A 17,608-nucleotide genomic window follows, 5' to 3' on the forward strand; every position below is an offset into this window, starting at 1 on the left:
GGCCAGGGACCCGCCCACGGTCCGTGCGGGGCACCGTTGTTACGGTGCACGCGTGTCCGACTCCTCACGCGACACCGCCGAGGGCGCCGGCTGGGGCGCCTCCGAACGCGGTGAGTACCCGCGGCTGATGCCGCACCAGACCGAGAAGATCTCCTGGCTGGACCCGAGAATGCTGTGGGCCGCCCGCAACGGCGTCCTGGCCTCCTGGTTCGGCGACCCCACCGGTGAGGTCCGGGCCCGCTGGGCGGCCCAGCGGGCGGCGGCCGGGGCGCCCGCCGACCGGGTCGTCCGGCGCGACGACCCGGACCGGTTCTCCTTCCTCGTCATCGGCGACACCGGCGAGGGCGGCGACCCCCAGTACGCGGTCGTGCCGGGCCTGTTGGAGGAGGGCCGGGACACCGCCTTCGCCGTGCTCGCCAGCGACGTCATCTACCCGGTGGGCAGCGCCGACGACTACGGCCCGAAGTTCTTCCAGCCGTACCGGGACTACCAGGCGCCGATCTACGCGATACCGGGCAACCACGACTGGTACGAGGACCTGGCCGGCTTCATGCGGGTCTTCTGCGACGACGCCCCGCCGCTGCCGCCCGCCCCCGCGCCGCGTCCTCTCGGCCGGGCCTGGCTGCGCTCCCTGCTGTGGCACCGGCCCCGCCCCGGCGACGGCGCGCGGCTGGACGAGGCGCGGAAGCTGCGCTCCTCCCCCGCCCAGCGGGCCGTGCAGCCGGGACCGTACTGGGCGATCGACGCGGGTCCGGTACGGATCGTCGGCATCGACACCGGGCTGCTCGGCACGATCGACGCCGAGCAGGGCGCGTGGCTGCGGGAGGTGTCCCGCGATCCGCGCCCGAAGATCCTCGTGACCGGCTCGCCCCTGTACGTGGACGGCGAGCACCACCCGTGCCCGATCGACGGCGGCGGCACCGTCGACGACGTCGTCCGCGACCCGGCGCACCGGTATGTGGCCGTGATAGGCGGCGACATCCACAACTACCAGCGCTACCCGGTGCGCCTGGACGACGGCCGCACCCTGCAGTACGTGGTGGCGGGCGGCGGCGGGGCGTTCACGCACGCCACCCACACCATCCCCCGGGTGGACGTCGCCGGGGTCACCGAGGCGGACTTCCGCTGCTACCCGCTGCGCGGCGACTCCCTCGCCTTCTACAGCGCGCTGTACGGGCGGCGGACGCGGCTGCGCCGGTTCTTCGCGCTGACCGAGGCGGAGGCTGCGGCTGTGGTCGCCCAACGGCTCGGGATCGGACCGACCCGCGCGCCGGGCGCGCCGGCCCGGGTCACCCGCCGGATGCGGTGGGTCGCGGGGCTGCTGGGCACCGGCCGCCGGCCGGACCGGGGCAAACGGTTCCGGCTTCCCGTGCGCAAGGCCTACCAGTCCCTGTTCTCGCCCGGTTCGGCCACGTACAGCCCGCCGTTCTTCAAGTCCTTCCTGCGGATCGACGTGAGCCCGGAGGCGATACGGCTGCGCTGCCTCGCGGCGACCGGGCAGCGGGCGCAGGAGGTCGCCCCGCCCGTGGAGGACGAGGTGACCATCCCGCTGACCTGAGGCGTGCCTACCAGCGGCCCGGCGCGGTGCCGGTGAGGGGCCGCGAGGGCCGGCCGTCGACGCCGACGGGGACGTCCCCGGAGAGCATCACGCGGTGCATGATCCGCGGGTGGTCCAGGTGGGCCGTGTCGCCGGGGGCCAGGTGGATGGTGGCCCGGTTGTCCCAGAACGCCACGGTGCCCGGCTCCCAGCGCAGGCGCACGGTGTACTCGGGCCGGGTGGCCTGCTCCAGCAGCATCTCCAGGACCGCCCGGCTCTCCGGGCGGGACAGGCCGGTGATCTGCTCGACGTAGTAGCCGTTGACGAACAGGATGCGCTCCCCCGTCTCGGGGTGGACGCGCACCAGCGGGTGCTCGGTGGCGGTCTGGTGGTCCAGCAGGTGGCGCAGGTAGGCGTCGTCGCCGGGCCGCGGCTGGTAGCCGACGCCCAGCCGGTGCTCGGCGCGCAGCCGGTCGGCGAACTCCCGTACGGGTGCGGACAGTCCGGCGTAGGCGGCGGCCAGGTTCGCCCAGGTGGTGTCGCCGCCGTAGGGCGGCACGGTCTCGGCGCGCAGGATCGTCGCGGCGGGCGGGTCGACCCGGGCGCCGTGGTCGCAGTGCCAGCCACGCAGCACGGTGTGGCGGCGCCGTCGCAGCCACTCGTCGTGGTCCATGCCGAAGCGGCCGCCGAGCTCCAGCCGGTCGGCGGTGGTCTCGATCTCGGGGAAGTCCGGCGGGGAGGCCGAGCCCCGGCGGGGCAGGACGACGGGTTCGCCGAAGCGGCGGGCCAGCGCCACATGCCCGGCGTGGTCGAGGCGCTGGCCGCGGAAGAACACCACCTTCCAGCGCAGTACCGCCGCCCTGATCCCGGCGACCGTGGCGTCGTCGAGGTCGCCGGCCAGGTCCACCCCGGTGACGTCGGCCCCGATGTGCCCGGCCGCGGGGCGCACCTCCACCTTCCCCTCGTACTCCTGGTCCGTCCCGGCACCGCTGTCCGTCATGCGTCCCCACTCCGTCGCTCGTACCCGCCGGCCCGGACGGACCGGCTCCCGGGAAGATCGTGGCAGCGGAGGCGGACCCTGGCGACAGGGCCCCGGGCGGCGCGCCCCGGCCCGTCCGGTTGATCACCGCCCCTGTCGTGGCCGACGCTGGAGGGACGACACCGCGACCGGAGGGCCCTCCCGTGACGACCATCCCGCAGCACAGCCTCAACGACGGCACCACGATCCCCGCCCTGGGCCTGGGCACCTGGCCGATGGACGACGCCGAGGCGGAACGGGCGGTGACCGGGGCCCTTCAGGCCGGTTACCGCCTGATCGACACGGCCGCCAACTACCGCAACGAGACCGGGGTCGGCCGGGCCGTGGCCGGGGCCGGCGTGCCGCGCGAGGAGATCGTCGTGACGACGAAGCTCCCCGGCCGCCACCACGGCTACGAGGAGACCCTCGCCTCCTTCGAGGAGTCCCGGGCCCGGCTCGGCCTGGAGTACGTCGACCTCTACCTGATCCACTGGCCGCTCCCCCGCGTCGACAAGTACGTCGGCTCCTGGAAGGCGATGATCAAGCTCCGCGAGGACGGGCTGGTCCGGTCGATCGGCGTCTCCAACTTCACGCCGGCCCACATCGACCGGCTGGAGAAGGAGACCGGGGTGCTGCCCTCGGTCAACCAGATCGAGCTGCACCCGTTCTTCCCGCAGGAGGAACTGCGCGCCTACCACGCGGACAAGGGCGTGCTCACCGAGAGCTGGAGCCCGCTGGGCCGCGGTTCGCGGCTGCTGGACGACCTCGCGGTGGCCGCCGTCGCCGACGCGCACGGCGTGACCCCGGCGCAGGCGGTGCTGCGCTGGCACGTCCAGGTTGGCGCGCTGCCGGTCCCCAAGTCGTCCGCCCCCGAGCGGCAGCGCGCCAACCTGGACGTCTTCGGCTTCGAGCTGGACGACGCCCAGATGCGCACCGTCTCCGACCGGGCGCACCGGCGGATCGGCGGGGACCCGGAGGTGCACGAGGAGTTCTGACCGGGTACCCGGGCGCCACTCGTACGGACGGGGCGGACGTGAGGTGTGTCCGTCGCGTACGGACGGGGCGGGCGCGAGGCGCGTCCGGAGGACGGAAGGGAGCGGCGCGGTGGGCGGACCGGACCGGTTGCGGGACTACCACGGCAAGCGGGACTTCGGCCGGACCCGGGAGCCGCGGGGCGGTGGCCGGGAGACGGATGCGGGACCCCGTTTCGTCGTGCAGATCCACGACGCGCGCCGGATGCACTTCGACTTCCGGCTCCAGGTGGGTGACGTGCTGAGGTCCTGGTCGGTGCCGAAGGGCCCGTCCGCCGACCCGCACGACAAGCGGCTGGCCGTGCCGACGGAGGACCACCCGCTGGAGTACGAGGAGTTCGAGGGCGTCATCCCGCGCGGCGAGTACGGCGGGGGCACGGTGATCGTCTGGGACCACGGCACGTACGAGCCGCTCAGTCACGACCGCCGGGGCCACGCCGTGGACTTCGCCCGCTCGCTGGAGCGCGGCCACGCCACCTTCCGGCTGCACGGCTCGAAGCTGCGCGGCGAGTACGCCCTCACCCGCTTCCGCGGCGGGGACGACGGCGAGGAGGCGTGGCTGCTGGTCCGCGCGGCCAAGGGCGGCTCGGGCGGCCGGGGCGCCCCCGATCCCCGCCGGGCCCGCTCGGCCCGCACGGGCCGCACCCTCGCGCAGGTCGCGCGGGAGGACGGCTGAGGCTCCGGAGCCCGGTGCCCGAAGTCGGCGGGCCGTCGGATCAGCGGGGCGGGAGGGGCTGTTCCGCCCAGATGGTCTTGCCGCCGTCCGCCTGCCGGCTCCCCCAGCGCTGGGTGAGCTGGGCGACCAGCAGCAGTCCCCTGCCCCCCTCGTCGAAGGCGTGCGCCCGCCGCAGGTGGGGCGAGGTGGAGCTGGTGTCGGAGACCTCGCAGATGAGGGTGCGGTCGCGGATCAGCCGCAGCTGGATCGGGGGCTCGCCGTAGCGGATGGCGTTGGTGACCAGCTCGCTGACCACGAGTTCGGTGACGAAGGCGACCTCGTCCAGTCCCCAGGCGGCCAGCAGGTCGACCGCCCACTGCCGGACGGCGGCCACCGCCTCGGCGTCCTTCGGCACGTCCCGGGTGGCGACCTGGCCGGCGCCGAGGGCGCGGGTGCGGGCGAGCAGCAGGGCGACGTCGTCGCCCGGCTCCTCGGGCAGCACCTGCTTCAGCACGACGTCGCACAGGTCGTCGAGCGACTGGACGGGCACCGCGAGGGCGCGGCACAGCTCCCGCGTCGCGTGGTCGATGTCGCGGTCGCGCCCCTCGACCAGACCGTCGGTGTAGAGGGCGACGACGGAGCCCTGCGGCACATCCAGCTCGGTCGCCTCGAACGGCAGTCCGCCGACGCCCAGCGGCGGGCCCGCGTTCACGGGCACGAGCCGGCAGGTGCCGTCGGGCAGCAGCAGGGCCGGCGCGGGATGGCCGGCGGCGGCCACGGCCAGGCGCCGGGAGACCGGGTCGTAGACGGCGTACAGGCAGGTGGCGCCCAGCTCCGCCACGTCGCCGTCCGGGTCCTCGGCGGCCAGATGGGTGACCAGGTCGTCCAGGTGGGTGAGCAGCTCGTCGGGCGGCAGGTCGACGTCCGCGAGGGTGCGTACGGCCGTGCAGAGCCGTCCCATGGTGGCGGTGGAGGGGATGCCGTGACCGACGACGTCCCCCACGACCAGGGCGACCCGGGTGCCGGACAGCGGGATGATGTCGAACCAGTCGCCGCCGATGCCGGCCGCGGACGCGGACGGCAGGTAGCGGTGGGCGACCTCGACGGCGGCCTGCCCGGGCAGCACCTTGGGCAGCAGGCTGTGCTGGAGGGTCAGCGCGGTGGCGCGTTCCCGGGCGAAGCGGCGGGCGTTGTCCACGCACACCGCCGTCCGGCTGGCGAGCTCCTCGGCGAGTACGGCGTCGTCGACGCCGTACCCGTCGGGGTGGACGTTGCGCACGGCGACCGCCACGCCGAGGGTGGTGCCGCGGGCCCGCAGCGGTACGGCGAGTTCCGAGTGGATCGCGGGGGGCGGCGGCACGCCCGTCGGGAGCGACGGGGTGCCGCGCTCGCCCGTCCACCGGTCGAAGTCCGGTTCGCCGGCTCCGGCGAGCACCGCTCTGCCGTCCCGCAGCGCCCGCGCGGGCGGCGAGTAGGGCGGGTAGACGTCCGTGCGGCCGAGGGGGACGACCGTCTCGGGGGCGCGCGGTCCGGCGGAATCGTGCGCGACCCGGCGCATGACGACGTCGGCGTCGGAGCGCAGCGGGGGCGCCTCCGCGTCGAGCACCCAGTCGAGCAGGTCGACGCAGGCGAAGTCGGCGAAATCCGGGACCAGCAGTTCCACGAGTTCCTCGGCGGTGCGCACGACGTCCAGGGTGGTGCCGAGGGCGGCGGCCGCCTCGTTGAGCAGTGCCAGCCGGCGACGGGCGCGGTGCTGCTCGCTGCTGTCCAGTCCCGCCAGCGCGGTGCCGACCAGCCGGCCTTCGGCGTCGCGCACCGGCCACATCTCGACGTTCCAGGCGTGCCGGTGCAGGTCCGAGGCGGCCTGGCCGAAGCTCTCGTCGCGCAGCGACCTGCCCGTCTCGGCGACCTGGCGCATGTGCCGGTCGATGCCGCGGGTGCCCTCGCTGCGTCCCGCCGTGTCCAGGAAGCCGTGCCCGAGCAGGGTCTCCTCGGTGCCGCCCATCGCGGCGCAGGCGGCGTCGTTGAGCCGGATGAAGCGGTGTGCGGTGTCGAGGACGGAGATCGCGAGGGACGACTGCTGGAAGGCCCGGCCGGCCAGGGAGGTCTCTGCGGTCACCGCGGGCCGCGCGGTGATCACGTACCCGGCGTCCGTGTCGCCCGGGCCGCGTACCGGGCAGACCGCCAGCCGGAGCGTCACCCGGCTGCCGTCGCGATGACGCACGGTGACGATTCCTGTGGGGACGAGCGGGGCGCCGGGCGGCGTCTCCTCCGGCTCCTGCGGCTGCCGGGGCTCCCCGGGCTTCCGCGCTTCCGTGGGCTCGTCGGCGAGCAAGACCCGTACGGGGCGTCCCACGGCCTCGTCGGCGGAGAGCCCGGTCAGTGTCCGGGCCCCCTCGCTCCACCCCGTCACGATGCCGCGGGCATCGACGACCAGCGCGGCGGAGGCGTCGTCCATTGGTCCAGCATCGGCCCGCGGCCGTCGCCTCTCAACCGCGGCGGGTCCGGCCGGCGGGCGTCAGCCCCGCAGGTCGCGCAGGGCGGCGAGCGCCTTGTCGGCGTGCGTGTTCATCCGCAGCTCGCTGCGTACGACCTCCAGCACGGTCCGGTCCTGCCCGATGACGAAGGTGGCCCGCTTGGTGGGGGCCACGGAGATGCCCCGCTTCACACCGAACCGCTCCCGGATCGCGCCGTCGGCGTCCGACAACAGGGGCATGCCCAGCGTGTGCCGTCCGGCGAACTCCGCCTGCCGCTCCACGGGGTCCGCGCTGACGCCCACCGGGCGGGCCCCCACCTCGGCGAACTCGGACGCGAGGTCGCGGAAGTGGCAGGCCTGTGCGGTGCAGCCGGGGCTCAGGGCGGCGGGGTAGAAGAACAGCACCACCGGGCCGTCGGCGAGCAGCTCCGACAGCCTGCGGACGGTGCCGGTCTCGTCCGGCGCCGCGAAGTCCTCGACCGTGTCGCCCTTCTCCACGCGCCCGCTCATGCCGTGCCCTCCGCACCCTTGGCGACGCCGCGCGCCCACATCACCAGCGGCACCTGCAACGGCAGCCGGCCGAGGGCGGCGGCCCGCTGCGGGGCGGGACGGTGGCGCCAGTCGACGGCCATCTTCACGTTGGCGGGGAACACTCCGACGAAGAGGGCCGCCGCGGCCAGCGCGGCGGCCTTGCGGGTCCGGGGCAGCGCCACTCCGGCGGCCAGCGCCAGCTCGGCCGCGCCGCTCGCGTAGGTCCAGGCGCGCGGCGTGCCGGGCAGGGAGCGCGGGACCATGTGGTCGAACTGGCGGGGCGCGGCGAAGTGCGCGGTGCCCGCGACGGCCAGCAGGCCGGCGAGCAGCAGGGGCGAGCGTTCGGACCGTGACACGGTTCCTCCTCCGACGACTCCCGCGCACGTTACCGGACGGTAAGCCCCGGCGTTCGGGGGCGTCGGCCGCAGCGGGGACCTGCGGCGGGGCATGGTCGGCCGTGGTCGGAGAGGCCGGGTTCAAGAAGCCCCGGATCCGAGGGCGGACGTCGCGGCGAGCGCCCGCCGAGCGCAGTTGGCGCGGGCGGTCGCTCGGGCGGGGCGGGCCGGGCGCCCGGCGGCCGACGCGGCGTACGACGGCCCGGGGTGCGGGCCTCGACGTGACGGGCCGGGGCCCGGCGGCGGCGTGGTGGACGGCGGGCCCGGGTGCCGGGCGGCGCGAGAAGCCGGGCGGCGCCGAAACCGCTCAGCGCGTCGGCGTGGGTTCCGTGTCCTCGTCGGCCGCGTGGGCGAGGAAGTCGTCGACCATCCGGTGGAAGAGCGTGGCGAGCCGGCGCAGGTCGTCGGGCGACCAGTGGGCCAGGGCCGCCTGCATGCCCCGCACCCCGGTCTCGCGGATCCGCGCGACGGCCTGCCGGCCGGCGTCCGTGAGCTGGATGCGCTGGGCGCGGCGGTCGTCCGGGTCGGGGACACGGACGACGTGGCCGGACTTCTCCAGGTGCTGCACCGTGCGCGTGACGTGCGAGGCCTCCACCCCCAGCCGGGCCGCCAGCTCCCCCGGCCGCATCGGCTCGGCGTCGGCCATCTTCCGCAGCAGCGCCGCACCGGCCCGGTCCAGCGGAACCCCCGCCGCGGCCATCAGCCGTTCGTGCTGCCGGGCGCGCGAACTCAGATAGGTGATGCGGTACAGCGCGCGCTCGATGTCGACCACCTCCGGGGAGGGGGAGCCGTCGGGAAGCGGGGGTGTGGCCATGCCCGCACTTTACCATCTCATTGCGTAACTCAATCAATTGAGCACCACGGAACGGAACCTTCCGCTCAGCGCTTCGTCCGGCCTCCGTTCAGGCGAAACAGGCCAAGCGGACGCGTGCCGTCCGGCGGGTGCGTCCACATCTCACCCGTGACCCTGCCGCTGATCCCGCCCATGCTCGCCACGCCCGGCCGGCTGCCGCCCCCCGCGGCGGACGCACGCTGGGCGTACGAGACCAAGCAGGACGGCCAGCGGGCGGTGGTCTACCTCCCGGGGGACGGCAGTGTCGTCCTCCGCGCGCGGTCCGGCCAGGAGATCACCGGCGCGTACCCCGAGCTGCGCCCGCTGGCCACCGCCCTCGGCTCCCGGCCGGCCGTGCTGGACGGCGAGGTGCTGGCCCTCGACGCGGACGGCCGGGCCAGCTTCCAGCTGCTGCAGTCCCGGATGGGCCTGGCACACTCCCCGGCCCGCGCGGCCCGGCGGGCGGAGACAGTGCCGGTGCACCTGATCCTGTTCGACGTGATGCACCTCGACGGCCGCCCGCTGGTCCGCGAGCCCTACGTCCGCCGGCGCGAGGCACTGGAGGACCTGGGACTCGGCGGTCCCGCCTGGTCCACCCCGGCCGCGCTCGTGGGCCACGGCCCGGAGGCACTGCGGGCCACGGTCGAACACGGCCTGGAGGGGCTGGTCTGCAAGCGGCTGGACTCCGTGTACGAGCCGGGGGTCCGCTCCCGTGCCTGGATCAAGATCCGCAACATGCGCAGCGAGGATGTGCTGGTCGGAGGCTGGTTGCCGGGCAAGGGGCGGCTGACCGGACTGCCGGGCGCCGTCCTGGTCGGCCAGCGGGCGGCGGGCCGGCTGCGGTACGTCGGCGGTGTGGGCACCGGCTGGAGCGAGACCGAACGCACGGAACTGGCCGCCCTGTTGCGGGCCGCCGCGAGCGACGTCTGCCCCTTCGACCCGGTGCCGGCCGTCCAGGGCGCCCACTGGGTGGTGCCCCGGCTGGTCGGCGAGGTGCGCTACAGCACCCGCACCCGTGAGGGGATGCTGCGCCAGCCGTCCTGGCTGCGGCTGCGGCCGGACCTCGCGCCCGAGGAGGCCGCGGCCGACCTTCCCGACGACCTGGCGTGATCCGGCGCGGCGCCCGCCGCCGCCCGCCCGGCCCCCGCCGACCCGACACCGCCCTCTTGGCATGGGCACGCCTGACCGGGATGCTGTGAACTCCCCAGCCCCCCACGCCCGTTGGGCTGCGCCTGTCCACGAGGAGGACGCAGTGTCGCCGAGCACGCCCCGTACGCACGTCAGGAGATGGCTGACCGGTCTGGCCGGCGCCGCCGCCCTCGTCGTCGCCTTCCCCGCCACGGCCTTCGCCGCTCCCCCGCCCGCGCTCCCCGCGAACGTCGACACCCTGGAGAGCACCTACCAGCCCGCCTACGACTACGACACCGACGGCTGCTACCCCTCCCCCGCGATCGGCCCGGACGGCTCGCTCAACGCCGGACTGAAGCCGACCGGCGCCCTGAACGGCAACTGCCGTGACGCCTCCGACCTGGACAACACCAACGGCTACGCGCGCGCCACCTGCAACAACGGCTGGTGCGCCGTCGTCTACGCGCTCTACTTCGAGAAGGACCAGGCCCTGCCCGGCGTCAGCCTGGGCGGCCACCGCCACGACTGGGAACACGTGGTGGTGTGGGTGCAGAACGACACCGTGCAGTACGTCGCCACGTCCAACCACGGCTCGTTCACGATCCACCCCCGCTCCTCGGTCCGCTTCGAGGGCACCCACCCGAAGGTCGTCTACCACAAGGACGGCATCAGCACCCACTGCTTCCGGCCGGCGGGCGCGGGCGACGAACCGCCCGAGAACCACAAGGGCACCTGGCAGTACCCGGCCCTGGTCGGCTGGAACGGCTACCCGCCGGGGCTGCGCGACAAGCTCGTCGCCCACGACTTCGGCAGCGCCCACTTCGGCCTGAAGGACGGCAGCTTCGCCTCCCACCTCGCCGCCGCCAAGCCCTCGGGCATCCCCTTCGACCCGAACGGATGACAACCTGAGGCGAGTTGACGTCCGGGGACGCGGCATCGTGTCCCCGGCACCGGGGAGGTCACGGGGGTCTATCGTGACGCCATGGCCGTCCCGGAACTGATCCGTATCGTCTCCCGCGACTCGCCCATGGCACTCGCCCAGGTGGAGCGCGTCCGCGCGGAGCTGACCGCAGCCCACCCCGGGGTGCGCACCGAGGTGGTCCCGGTGCGCACCACCGGGGACAAGTGGCTCGGTGACCTGTCGCTGGTGGAGGGCAAGGGCGCGTTCACCAAGGAGGTGGACGCCGCCCTGCTGGCCGGGGAGGCGGACCTCGCGGTGCACTGCGTCAAGGACGTGCCCGCCGACCGCCCCCTCCCGGCGGGCACGGTGTTCGCGGCGTTCCTGGAGCGGGACGACGTCCGTGACGCGCTGGTCCACCTCGACGGTCTCACCCTGGACGAGCTGCCGCCCGGCACCCGGGTCGGCACCTCCTCGGTGCGCCGGGTCGCCCAACTGGCCGCGACCCACCCGCACCTGCGGTGCGTGCCGCTGCGCGGGAACGCCAACCGGCGGCTCGCCAAACTCGCGGACGGCGAGGTGGACGCCCTGCTGCTGGCGGTCGCCGGACTGGAGCGGATCGGCCGCCGTGACGTGGTCAGCGAGGTGCTGTCCGCCGACGTCATGCTGCCGCCGGTCGGCGCGGGCGTCCTCGCCCTGCAGTGCCGGGAGGGCGACACGGGCCTGATCGACGCGGTCGGCGTCCTCAACCATCCGGACACCCACCGGGAGACCACCGCCGAACGCATGCTCCTGCACGTGCTCCAGGGGCACTGCAACAGCCCGATCGCGGGGCTCGCCCGCGTGGACCGGGGCGGCGAGCTGTCCTTGCGGGCCTGTGTCTTCACGCCGGACGGCAAGACCCGGCTGAACGCGCACGAGTGGGCGGGGCGGCTCGACCCGGCGACGCTCGGCACGTCGGTCGCCGTGGCGCTGCTGCGTCAGGGCGCCCGCGACGTCATCGACGGCATTCCGCACTGACCGCAGAAAGTGGGGCGGGGCGGGCGGCGCCCGCCGCCCGCCGTGGTCAGGCGGTGCCCTCCTCCGCCTGCTCCTGCAGGAAGAGGCTCACCTGCTGGGCGAGGGTCTCCCGGGCCGCACCGGCCGGCGTGCCCGGGGCGGGCTCGTGCACCCCGACGCCGCCCGTCCACAGCCGGCGTCCGGCCCACTCCTCGTCGGCGCGCAGTTGCACCTGGACGTCCACCTGCGCCAGGGACCGCTCGGGGCCGGCCGCGTAGAGCACGGCGGTGGCGCGGCGCAGCGGATAGACGTCGAATCCCTCGATGAATTGCGAGTTGCGCCAGTCGATGAATGCGCTCTCGCCGTCGGGGCCGGTGCGCACGTCGATCTGACCGTCCTCGAGATGAATGCACACGGGTCGGTCACCCCGGTTCTCCACGGTCACCCGGACCCGGAAGTACGACAGCCCTTCGGCGGCCTCGTCCCGCCCGCGCGGCGGTTCGCCCGCTTCCAGACGATGGACGCGGACCCGCAGACCGGCATGCTCGTCGTACTCCTGCCAGTCCCCGACCACGTTCGGCTCGTACACAGTGCACCTCTCGACTTCTGTCCGCTGCTTCCTATCTGTGGGCTCAGCGCACTGTCAAATGAGCGGAATGCGCTGTGGTCAGGTAGTTCGCCCCATCTGATCGGTGATCAAGCGCTGCGCAGGAGGAATCCCCCGACCGGCCCATCGGTGCCGCGGGACGGCGTGCCGTACATCACGTCCGCCGTGGTGATCAGCGGCGCGCCGCCGGTACGCCGGGCCGTGCCCGTCGCGGTGCGGTCGCCCGCGAGGCGCCGCCCCGGGCGCAATTCACCCCTTGAATTCTCTCGATTCCACAGCGTGCGCATTCCCGAAAATATCCTCCGCCGCTTTCCGGGATTCGTTTTGGATCGGCGGTGGGGAGGGAAAGGAATTCTCAGTGCTTCGGACAGGAGGCACGTCCGTGGGAACCGGTCGGCCGGCCCCGGACCTGCCAGGTCCGAGAAGGCCGCTTCCCACGGGTACTGTCCATCCGGCACCCCGCTCAGGGAGGTGCGCGTGATGCGTACCGTCAGTCCCAGGAAGCCCCACTCCCACGACGACGCGCCCGAGACGACCCGGGACTTCGTGCGTCTGGCCGGTCTGCCCGACGGGCCGGAGCGACGGAGGCTGCGCGACGAGCTGGTCACGGCCTGGCTCCCCATGGCCGAGCGGATCGCCGTGCGGTTCCGGGGCCGAGGAGAGGCTCTGGAGGATCTGTACCAGGTGGCGGCCCTCGGTCTGGTGAAGGCCGTCGACCACTACGACCCGGCGCGCGGGAACGCCTTCGAGGCATACGCGGTGCCGACCGTCACGGGGGAGATCAAGCGCCACTTCCGCGACCACATGTGGACGCTGCACGTGCCGCGCAGGGTGCAGGACCTGCGCAACCGGGTGCGCGGTGCGGCGAAGGAGCTGGCGCAGACGACGCCGGGCCGGGCGCCCACGGTCGCCGAGATCGCCGCGCACGCCCGGCTGACGGAGGACGAGGTGCGCACGGGTATGGAGGCGCTGGAGTGTTTCTCCGCCCTCTCTCTGGAGGCGGAGATGCCGGGCACCGACGGGTACGCCCTCGGCGACTCGATCGGCGGCCCGGACCCGGCGTACGACGCCGTCGTGGACCGGGTGGCGGTACGGCCCTGTTTGGAGGCGCTGCCCGAGCGCGAACGGCTCATCCTCTACCTGCGCTTCTTCAGGGGGATGACGCAGAGCGGGATCGCCGACCAGCTCGGCATCTCCCAGATGCACGTCTCCCGCCTCCTGAGCAGCTGCTTCGCCCACGTCCGCGAAGAACTCTCCACCGACCCGAACTGACCCGCCCCGGGAACTCCGGCCAGGACGGGCCCCGGTCCGCCCCACCCGGCGAACCGGGAGGCGCCCCATCGGGGGGGCCGGGGGCGGTCAGGGGTCCGGTGGGGTGTCCGGGAGACGGGTGGGGCCCAGACGGTCCAGGACCTCCTCGAGCACCGTGCGGACCTCCGCCGGCAACACTCCGGTCCGCCCCCAGACGAGGATCATGTCGGCGATGCAGCGCAGCTTGATGTTGGTCCGCTGGGACACCTCCTTCAGCACGGTCCAGCCCTGGTCGGGCGAGACCCGCCCGAGCGCGACGATCATTCCGATGGCCTGGTCCACCACCGCGTGCGAGACGACCGCGTCCTTCAGCTGCTGGACTTCTTCCTCCAGCTGGAGGATCCGGTCCGCGCCCCCGTCCGTGGGCATGGTCACCTCCGGTTCCGGTGTGCCGCTCTCGTGGCGCCTTCGCTTAGTGCTTAGGTGCCTTCACCCAGTGTCCGATCCCTCCATGGTCGCCACTCGGACCGCCCCGTGCCACCGGGGTGGCCCGCGGGTGGCCGGGGTCACCGTTTCGGTGCCGCCGCCGGGGTACTCGGCAGGCGCCCGGGCCGGTGTCCCGTCGACACTGGTGCCATCCGGGTGGCTGCCGGGCCGACGAGATCAGGACGCGACTGCTATGAACCACGACATGCCCTCCCCCGCCGGCACGACGGACGTCGTCTCGACGGACGCCGTCTACGGCGCCCCCTGCTGGGTGAGTCTGACCAGCCGCGACCTGCAGAGCACCGAGGACTTCTACAGCGCCGTGCTCGGCTGGGAGTGGCGCCCCATGCGGCTGGGCGACCAGTTCCGCGTCGCGCTGGCGAACGGCCGGCCGGTGGCGGGGATCGCCGCCGTCGCCGGCATGTGGCAGATGGCGGTGGCCTGGACGCCGTACTTCGCGGTGCGCAGCGCCGACGAGGCCGCCGGGCGGGTGCAGGAGCGCGGCGGGACCGCGGCCGTGGGCCCCATCTCGCTGCCGCCGGGCCGTGCCGCGCTGCTCGCCGACCGGGACGGGGCGACGTTCGGGGTGTGGGAGGGCGCGCTGTTCAGCGACTGGCCCACCTGGCGCCGGGCACAGCTGGCGTTCATCCGGCTGCACACCCGGGACGCCTTCGACGCGGCGATCTTCTACGGCGAGGTCTTCGACTGGGCGTCCGGCGGCCCGGGCGGCTGCGAGGTGCACTACGAGGGCGAGGAAGTGGTGCTGCGCAGCCAGGGCGACGTGGTGGCGCGCATCGAGTCGGGGGCGCTGGGGTCGGCCCCCGATCCGCGGATCCGGCCGCACTGGCAGGTCCACTTCACCGTGACGGACGTCGCCGCCTGCGCCCGCGCCGCCGAGGAGCGGGGCGGCGCGGTGCTCGCCCTGGGCCCCGAGGAGGCGGTGCTGAGCGACAACGACGGTGCCCGGTTCACGGTCACCTCGCGCCGCGAGCACTGACGCCTCCCCGGGGCCCGCGGCTCACCGCGCGCCCGCCGCCTACCGCACGCGCCGGGACGGACGGGACAGCAGCACGAGACTCCGGGCGTCGACCGTCAGCCTCGTGCCCGCCTTGCGTTCCGCCTCGTCGGGGATGCCGTCGGGGTCCGCGGTGTCGATCAGCGCCGTCCACCGTTCGCCGTAGGAGGCGTCCGGCACCCGGAATCCGACCGGCTCCCAGTGGCTGTTGAGCAGCAGCAGGAACGAGTCGTCGATGACGGGCCGGCCGCGCGGGTCCGGTTCGGCGATGGCGTCGCCGTTGAGGAACACGCCGACCGAGTGGGCGTCGGAGCGCAGCCAGTCGTCGTCGGTCATCTCCCGCGCGTCGGGTGCCAGCCACACCAGGTCGGGCAGTGGCTGGTCCGCGTTCCGCGGGGTCTCGCCCCGGAAGAACCGGCGCCGGCGCAGCACCGGGTGGTCCCGGCGCAGGGAGATCAGCCGGCGTGTGAAGTCCAGCAGCGCGCGCTGGTCGTCGCCGAGGCGCCAGTCGATCCAGCTGACCTCGTTGTCCTGGCAGTAGGCGTTGTTGTTGCCGCCCTGGGTGCGGCCCAGTTCGTCACCGTGCGAGAGCATCGGAATGCCCTGCGAGAGCAGCAGCGTCGAGAGGAAGTTGCGCTGCTGGCGGGCGCGCAGCTCGCGTACCGCCGGGTCGCGGCTCGGGCCCTCGGCGCCGCAGTTCCAGGAGCGGTTGTCGTTCTCCCCGTCCTGGTTGTCCTCACCGTTGGCCTCGTTGTGCTTGTCGTTGTACGAGACCAGGTCGCACAGGGTGAAACCGTCGTGCGCGGTGACGAAGTTGACGCTGGCGCGGGGCCGGCGCCGGTGGTGGGCGTACAGGTCGGAGGAGCCGGTCAGCCGGGAGGCGAACTCGCCGAGGGTGTGGTCCTCGCCGCGCCAGAAGTCCCGTACGGCGTCCCGGTACATGCCGTTCCACTCCGACCACAGCGGGGGGAAGTTGCCGACCTGGTAGCCGCCTTCGCCGACGTCCCAGGGCTCCGCGATGAGCTTGACGCGGCTGATCACGGGGTCCTGCTGGATCAGGTCGAAGAACGCCGACAGCCGGTCCACCTCGTGGAACTGCCGTGCCAGGGTGGCCGCGAGGTCGAAGCGGAACCCGTCGACGTGCATCTCGGTGACCCAGTAGCGCAGCGAGTCCATGATCAGCTGGAGTACGTAGGGGTGGCGCATCAGCAGGCTGTTGCCGGTGCCGGTGGTGTCGTAGTAGTGCCGCCAGTCGCCGTCCACCAGGCGGTAGTACGAGGAGTTGTCGATGCCCCGGAAGGAGAGGGTGGGGCCCTTCTCGTTGCCCTCGGCGGTGTGGTTGTAGACGACGTCCAGGATCACCTCGAGCCCGGCCGCGTGCAGCGCCTTCACCATCTCCTTGAACTCCGTGACCTGCTGCCCGCGTGTGCCGCGGGCGGCGTAGGCGTTGTGCGGGGCGAAGAAGCCGATGGTGTTGTAGCCCCAGTAGTTGGCCAGGCCGCGGCCCTGGAGCACGCCGTCCTGGACGAACTGGTGCACCGGCATCAGCTCCACCGCGGTGACGCCGAGCGAGGTGAGGTGTTCCACCACCGAGGGGTGCGCCAACCCGGCGTAGGTGCCGCGGAGTTCCGGCGGGACGTCGGGGTGGGTGCGGGTCAGGCCCTTGACGTGGGTCTCGTAGATCACGGTGTCGGAGTACGGGCGGCCGGGCCGCGCGTCGTCGCCCCAGTCGAAGGCGGGGTCGGTCACCACGCCGAGCATGGTGTGGCCCGCGCTGTCCGCCTGGTCGGGTCCGTGCGGGTTCCGCTCGTACAGCGAGGGGTGGTTGTCGATCTGGCCGTCGACGGCGGTGGCGTAGGGGTCGAGGAGCAGCTTCGCCGGGTTGCAGCGGTGGCCGGCCGAGGGGGCCCAGGGGCCGTGCACCCGGTAGCCGTAGCGCTGGCCGGGGCCGACGCCGGGCAGGTAGCCGTGCCAGACGAAGCCGTCGACCTCGGTGAGCCGCACGGTGCGGTGCCGGCCGTCGTCGTCCACCAGGACCAGGTCGACGCGTTCGGCGACCTCGCTGAACAGCGCGAAGTTGGTGCCCTCACCGTCGTAGGACGCACCCAGCGGGTAGGGGCGCCCGCTCCAGGCGGGCGCCCCTTTCCGGTTGTTCCGCCGGGTCACCGGACCTCCTCCAGGAGGCCGCCCGGCGTTCGCACCCGTGCGGTGACCGTGGTGACGCTCACCTCGCGGGGCAGATCGAGGCCCTCACTCTCGCGCGGGTCGGGCGCGGTGGGGACGAGGGGCACGCGTTCGCCGGCGCGGGCCCGCTGGGAGAACCAGATGACCTTGCTGCCGGTCTCGGTGGCGCAGCAGCCCCAGCCGTCGCTGCTGGCCGCGAGGTGTTCCAGGCAGCCGCGCAGCTCCTGGTCGGGACGCAGGGCCCGGTCGTTGTCGCCGATGGCCGTGATGAGGTGCTGGCCGTTCCACCACATCTCGATGGACGTGTTCTTGTCGGTGGCGTGCTCGTCGATGGCGTGGAGCAGCATCACGGCACCGCCGCAGACGGGCTCCACCAGGTTCTCCAGGTCCCAGAACCGGAGGTGGGCGGCCAGTATCCGGCTGACCTGTCCCACCCTCTCGGGGCTGACTTCCACATCGAGGTGGTAGTAGCAGGGCACTGCGGTCTTCATCGTCGTGGGCTCCTCACCGCGAAGCTCGCGCTCCTCCCGTCCGGCGGACGGGACCCCGAACACGGAACGTGAGC

18 protein-coding genes are annotated in these 17,608 nt (G+C 73.8%); 8 read left to right on the forward strand and 10 right to left on the reverse strand.

What is annotated here, in order from left to right; translation table 11 throughout:
• Window positions 1-52: 52 nt before the first annotated feature.
• Entirely contained in the window at window positions 53-1,558 is a 1,506-nt protein-coding gene (locus F3L20_RS21310) for a metallophosphoesterase family protein (protein ID WP_150155727.1), read from the forward strand.
• 7 nt (window positions 1,559-1,565) lie between these two features.
• Here F3L20_RS21310 and F3L20_RS21315 read toward each other — a convergent pair whose 3' ends face one another.
• The gene (locus F3L20_RS21315; RefSeq protein ID WP_150155728.1) at window positions 1,566-2,537 is read right to left on the reverse strand and encodes a TauD/TfdA dioxygenase family protein; all 972 of its coding nucleotides are present in this window, start codon (window positions 2,535-2,537) and stop codon (window positions 1,566-1,568) included.
• Window positions 2,538-2,719: 182 nt separating this feature from the next.
• Between F3L20_RS21315 and F3L20_RS21320 the strand changes: the two genes are divergently transcribed.
• Window positions 2,720-3,550 carry an aldo/keto reductase gene (locus F3L20_RS21320; RefSeq protein ID WP_150155729.1) on the forward strand — a complete coding sequence of 277 codons (831 nt, stop codon included), beginning with the start codon at window positions 2,720-2,722 and terminating at the stop codon, window positions 3,548-3,550.
• A gap of 109 nt (window positions 3,551-3,659) precedes the next feature.
• A complete protein-coding gene (locus F3L20_RS21325) occupies window positions 3,660-4,262 on the forward strand; it encodes a DNA polymerase ligase N-terminal domain-containing protein (RefSeq protein WP_150155730.1) in 603 nt (200 codons plus the stop codon).
• Between the two features lie 40 nt (window positions 4,263-4,302).
• Here the strand turns inward: F3L20_RS21325 and F3L20_RS21330 are convergent, their stop codons facing one another.
• The 4 genes from F3L20_RS21330 to F3L20_RS21345 all read right to left on the reverse strand — a co-directional run bounded on the left by F3L20_RS21330 (window position 4,303) and on the right by F3L20_RS21345 (window position 8,457).
• On the reverse strand, window positions 4,303-6,699 hold the full coding sequence (locus F3L20_RS21330) for a SpoIIE family protein phosphatase (protein WP_150155731.1): 2,397 nt from the start codon (window positions 6,697-6,699) through the stop codon (window positions 4,303-4,305).
• 60 nt (window positions 6,700-6,759) lie between these two features.
• Window positions 6,760-7,227, reverse strand: coding sequence for a peroxiredoxin (locus F3L20_RS21335; RefSeq protein WP_150155732.1), 468 nt, complete (start codon window positions 7,225-7,227; stop codon window positions 6,760-6,762).
• Window positions 7,224-7,604, reverse strand: a complete 381-nt coding sequence (locus tag F3L20_RS21340) for a DoxX family protein (RefSeq protein ID WP_150155733.1) — start codon at window positions 7,602-7,604, stop codon at window positions 7,224-7,226. The genes F3L20_RS21335 and F3L20_RS21340 overlap by 4 nt, the downstream gene beginning before the upstream one ends.
• A 346-nt stretch (window positions 7,605-7,950) precedes the next feature.
• Window positions 7,951-8,457 carry a MarR family winged helix-turn-helix transcriptional regulator gene (locus F3L20_RS21345; RefSeq protein ID WP_150155734.1) on the reverse strand — a complete coding sequence of 169 codons (507 nt, stop codon included), beginning with the start codon at window positions 8,455-8,457 and terminating at the stop codon, window positions 7,951-7,953.
• A gap of 147 nt (window positions 8,458-8,604) precedes the next feature.
• Here F3L20_RS21345 and F3L20_RS21350 point away from each other — a divergent pair, with 147 nt between their 5' ends.
• The 3 genes from F3L20_RS21350 to hemC all read left to right on the forward strand — a co-directional run bounded on the left by F3L20_RS21350 (window position 8,605) and on the right by hemC (window position 11,521).
• On the forward strand, window positions 8,605-9,585 hold the full coding sequence (locus F3L20_RS21350) for an ATP-dependent DNA ligase (protein WP_150155735.1): 981 nt from the start codon (window positions 8,605-8,607) through the stop codon (window positions 9,583-9,585).
• A 142-nt stretch (window positions 9,586-9,727) separates the two neighbouring features.
• On the forward strand, window positions 9,728-10,504 hold the full coding sequence (locus tag F3L20_RS21355; RefSeq protein ID WP_150155736.1) for an NPP1 family protein: 777 nt from the start codon (window positions 9,728-9,730) through the stop codon (window positions 10,502-10,504).
• A gap of 81 nt (window positions 10,505-10,585) precedes the next feature.
• Window positions 10,586-11,521: a hydroxymethylbilane synthase gene (hemC, locus tag F3L20_RS21360; RefSeq protein ID WP_150155737.1), complete on the forward strand. Its 936-nt coding sequence runs from the start codon at window positions 10,586-10,588 to the stop codon at window positions 11,519-11,521.
• A 46-nt stretch (window positions 11,522-11,567) separates the two neighbouring features.
• Here hemC and F3L20_RS21365 read toward each other — a convergent pair whose 3' ends face one another.
• Window positions 11,568-12,089 (reverse strand): hypothetical protein, encoded by a 522-nt coding sequence (locus F3L20_RS21365; protein WP_150155738.1) that lies wholly within the window; start codon window positions 12,087-12,089, stop codon window positions 11,568-11,570.
• A 107-nt stretch (window positions 12,090-12,196) separates the two neighbouring features.
• On the reverse strand, window positions 12,197-12,394 hold the full coding sequence (locus F3L20_RS21370) for a hypothetical protein (RefSeq protein ID WP_150155739.1): 198 nt from the start codon (window positions 12,392-12,394) through the stop codon (window positions 12,197-12,199).
• Between the two features lie 193 nt (window positions 12,395-12,587).
• On the opposite strand from F3L20_RS21370, the gene F3L20_RS21375 reads away from it, so the two are divergent.
• Complete coding sequence (locus F3L20_RS21375; RefSeq protein WP_145828468.1) at window positions 12,588-13,379, forward strand: RNA polymerase sigma factor SigF; 792 nt, start codon at window positions 12,588-12,590, stop codon at window positions 13,377-13,379.
• A gap of 87 nt (window positions 13,380-13,466) precedes the next feature.
• Here the strand turns inward: F3L20_RS21375 and F3L20_RS21380 are convergent, their stop codons facing one another.
• Window positions 13,467-13,793: an ANTAR domain-containing protein gene (locus F3L20_RS21380; RefSeq protein WP_150155740.1), complete on the reverse strand. Its 327-nt coding sequence runs from the start codon at window positions 13,791-13,793 to the stop codon at window positions 13,467-13,469.
• A 244-nt stretch (window positions 13,794-14,037) separates the two neighbouring features.
• Here F3L20_RS21380 and F3L20_RS21385 point away from each other — a divergent pair, with 244 nt between their 5' ends.
• A complete protein-coding gene (locus F3L20_RS21385) occupies window positions 14,038-14,841 on the forward strand; it encodes a VOC family protein (RefSeq protein ID WP_150155741.1) in 804 nt (267 codons plus the stop codon).
• Window positions 14,842-14,880: 39 nt separating this feature from the next.
• On the opposite strand, the gene glgX is transcribed toward F3L20_RS21385, so the two are convergent.
• The gene (glgX, locus tag F3L20_RS21390) at window positions 14,881-17,025 is read right to left on the reverse strand and encodes a glycogen debranching protein GlgX (protein ID WP_150155742.1); all 2,145 of its coding nucleotides are present in this window, start codon (window positions 17,023-17,025) and stop codon (window positions 14,881-14,883) included.
• Entirely contained in the window at window positions 17,022-17,534 is a 513-nt protein-coding gene (locus F3L20_RS21395) for a pep a2 (RefSeq protein ID WP_150155743.1), read from the reverse strand. Before F3L20_RS21395 ends, glgX begins: the two co-directional genes overlap by 4 nt.
• Window positions 17,535-17,608 lie beyond the last annotated feature (74 nt).

The organism is Streptomyces tendae (assembly GCF_008632955.1).
Classification (GTDB): domain Bacteria; phylum Actinomycetota; class Actinomycetes; order Streptomycetales; family Streptomycetaceae; genus Streptomyces.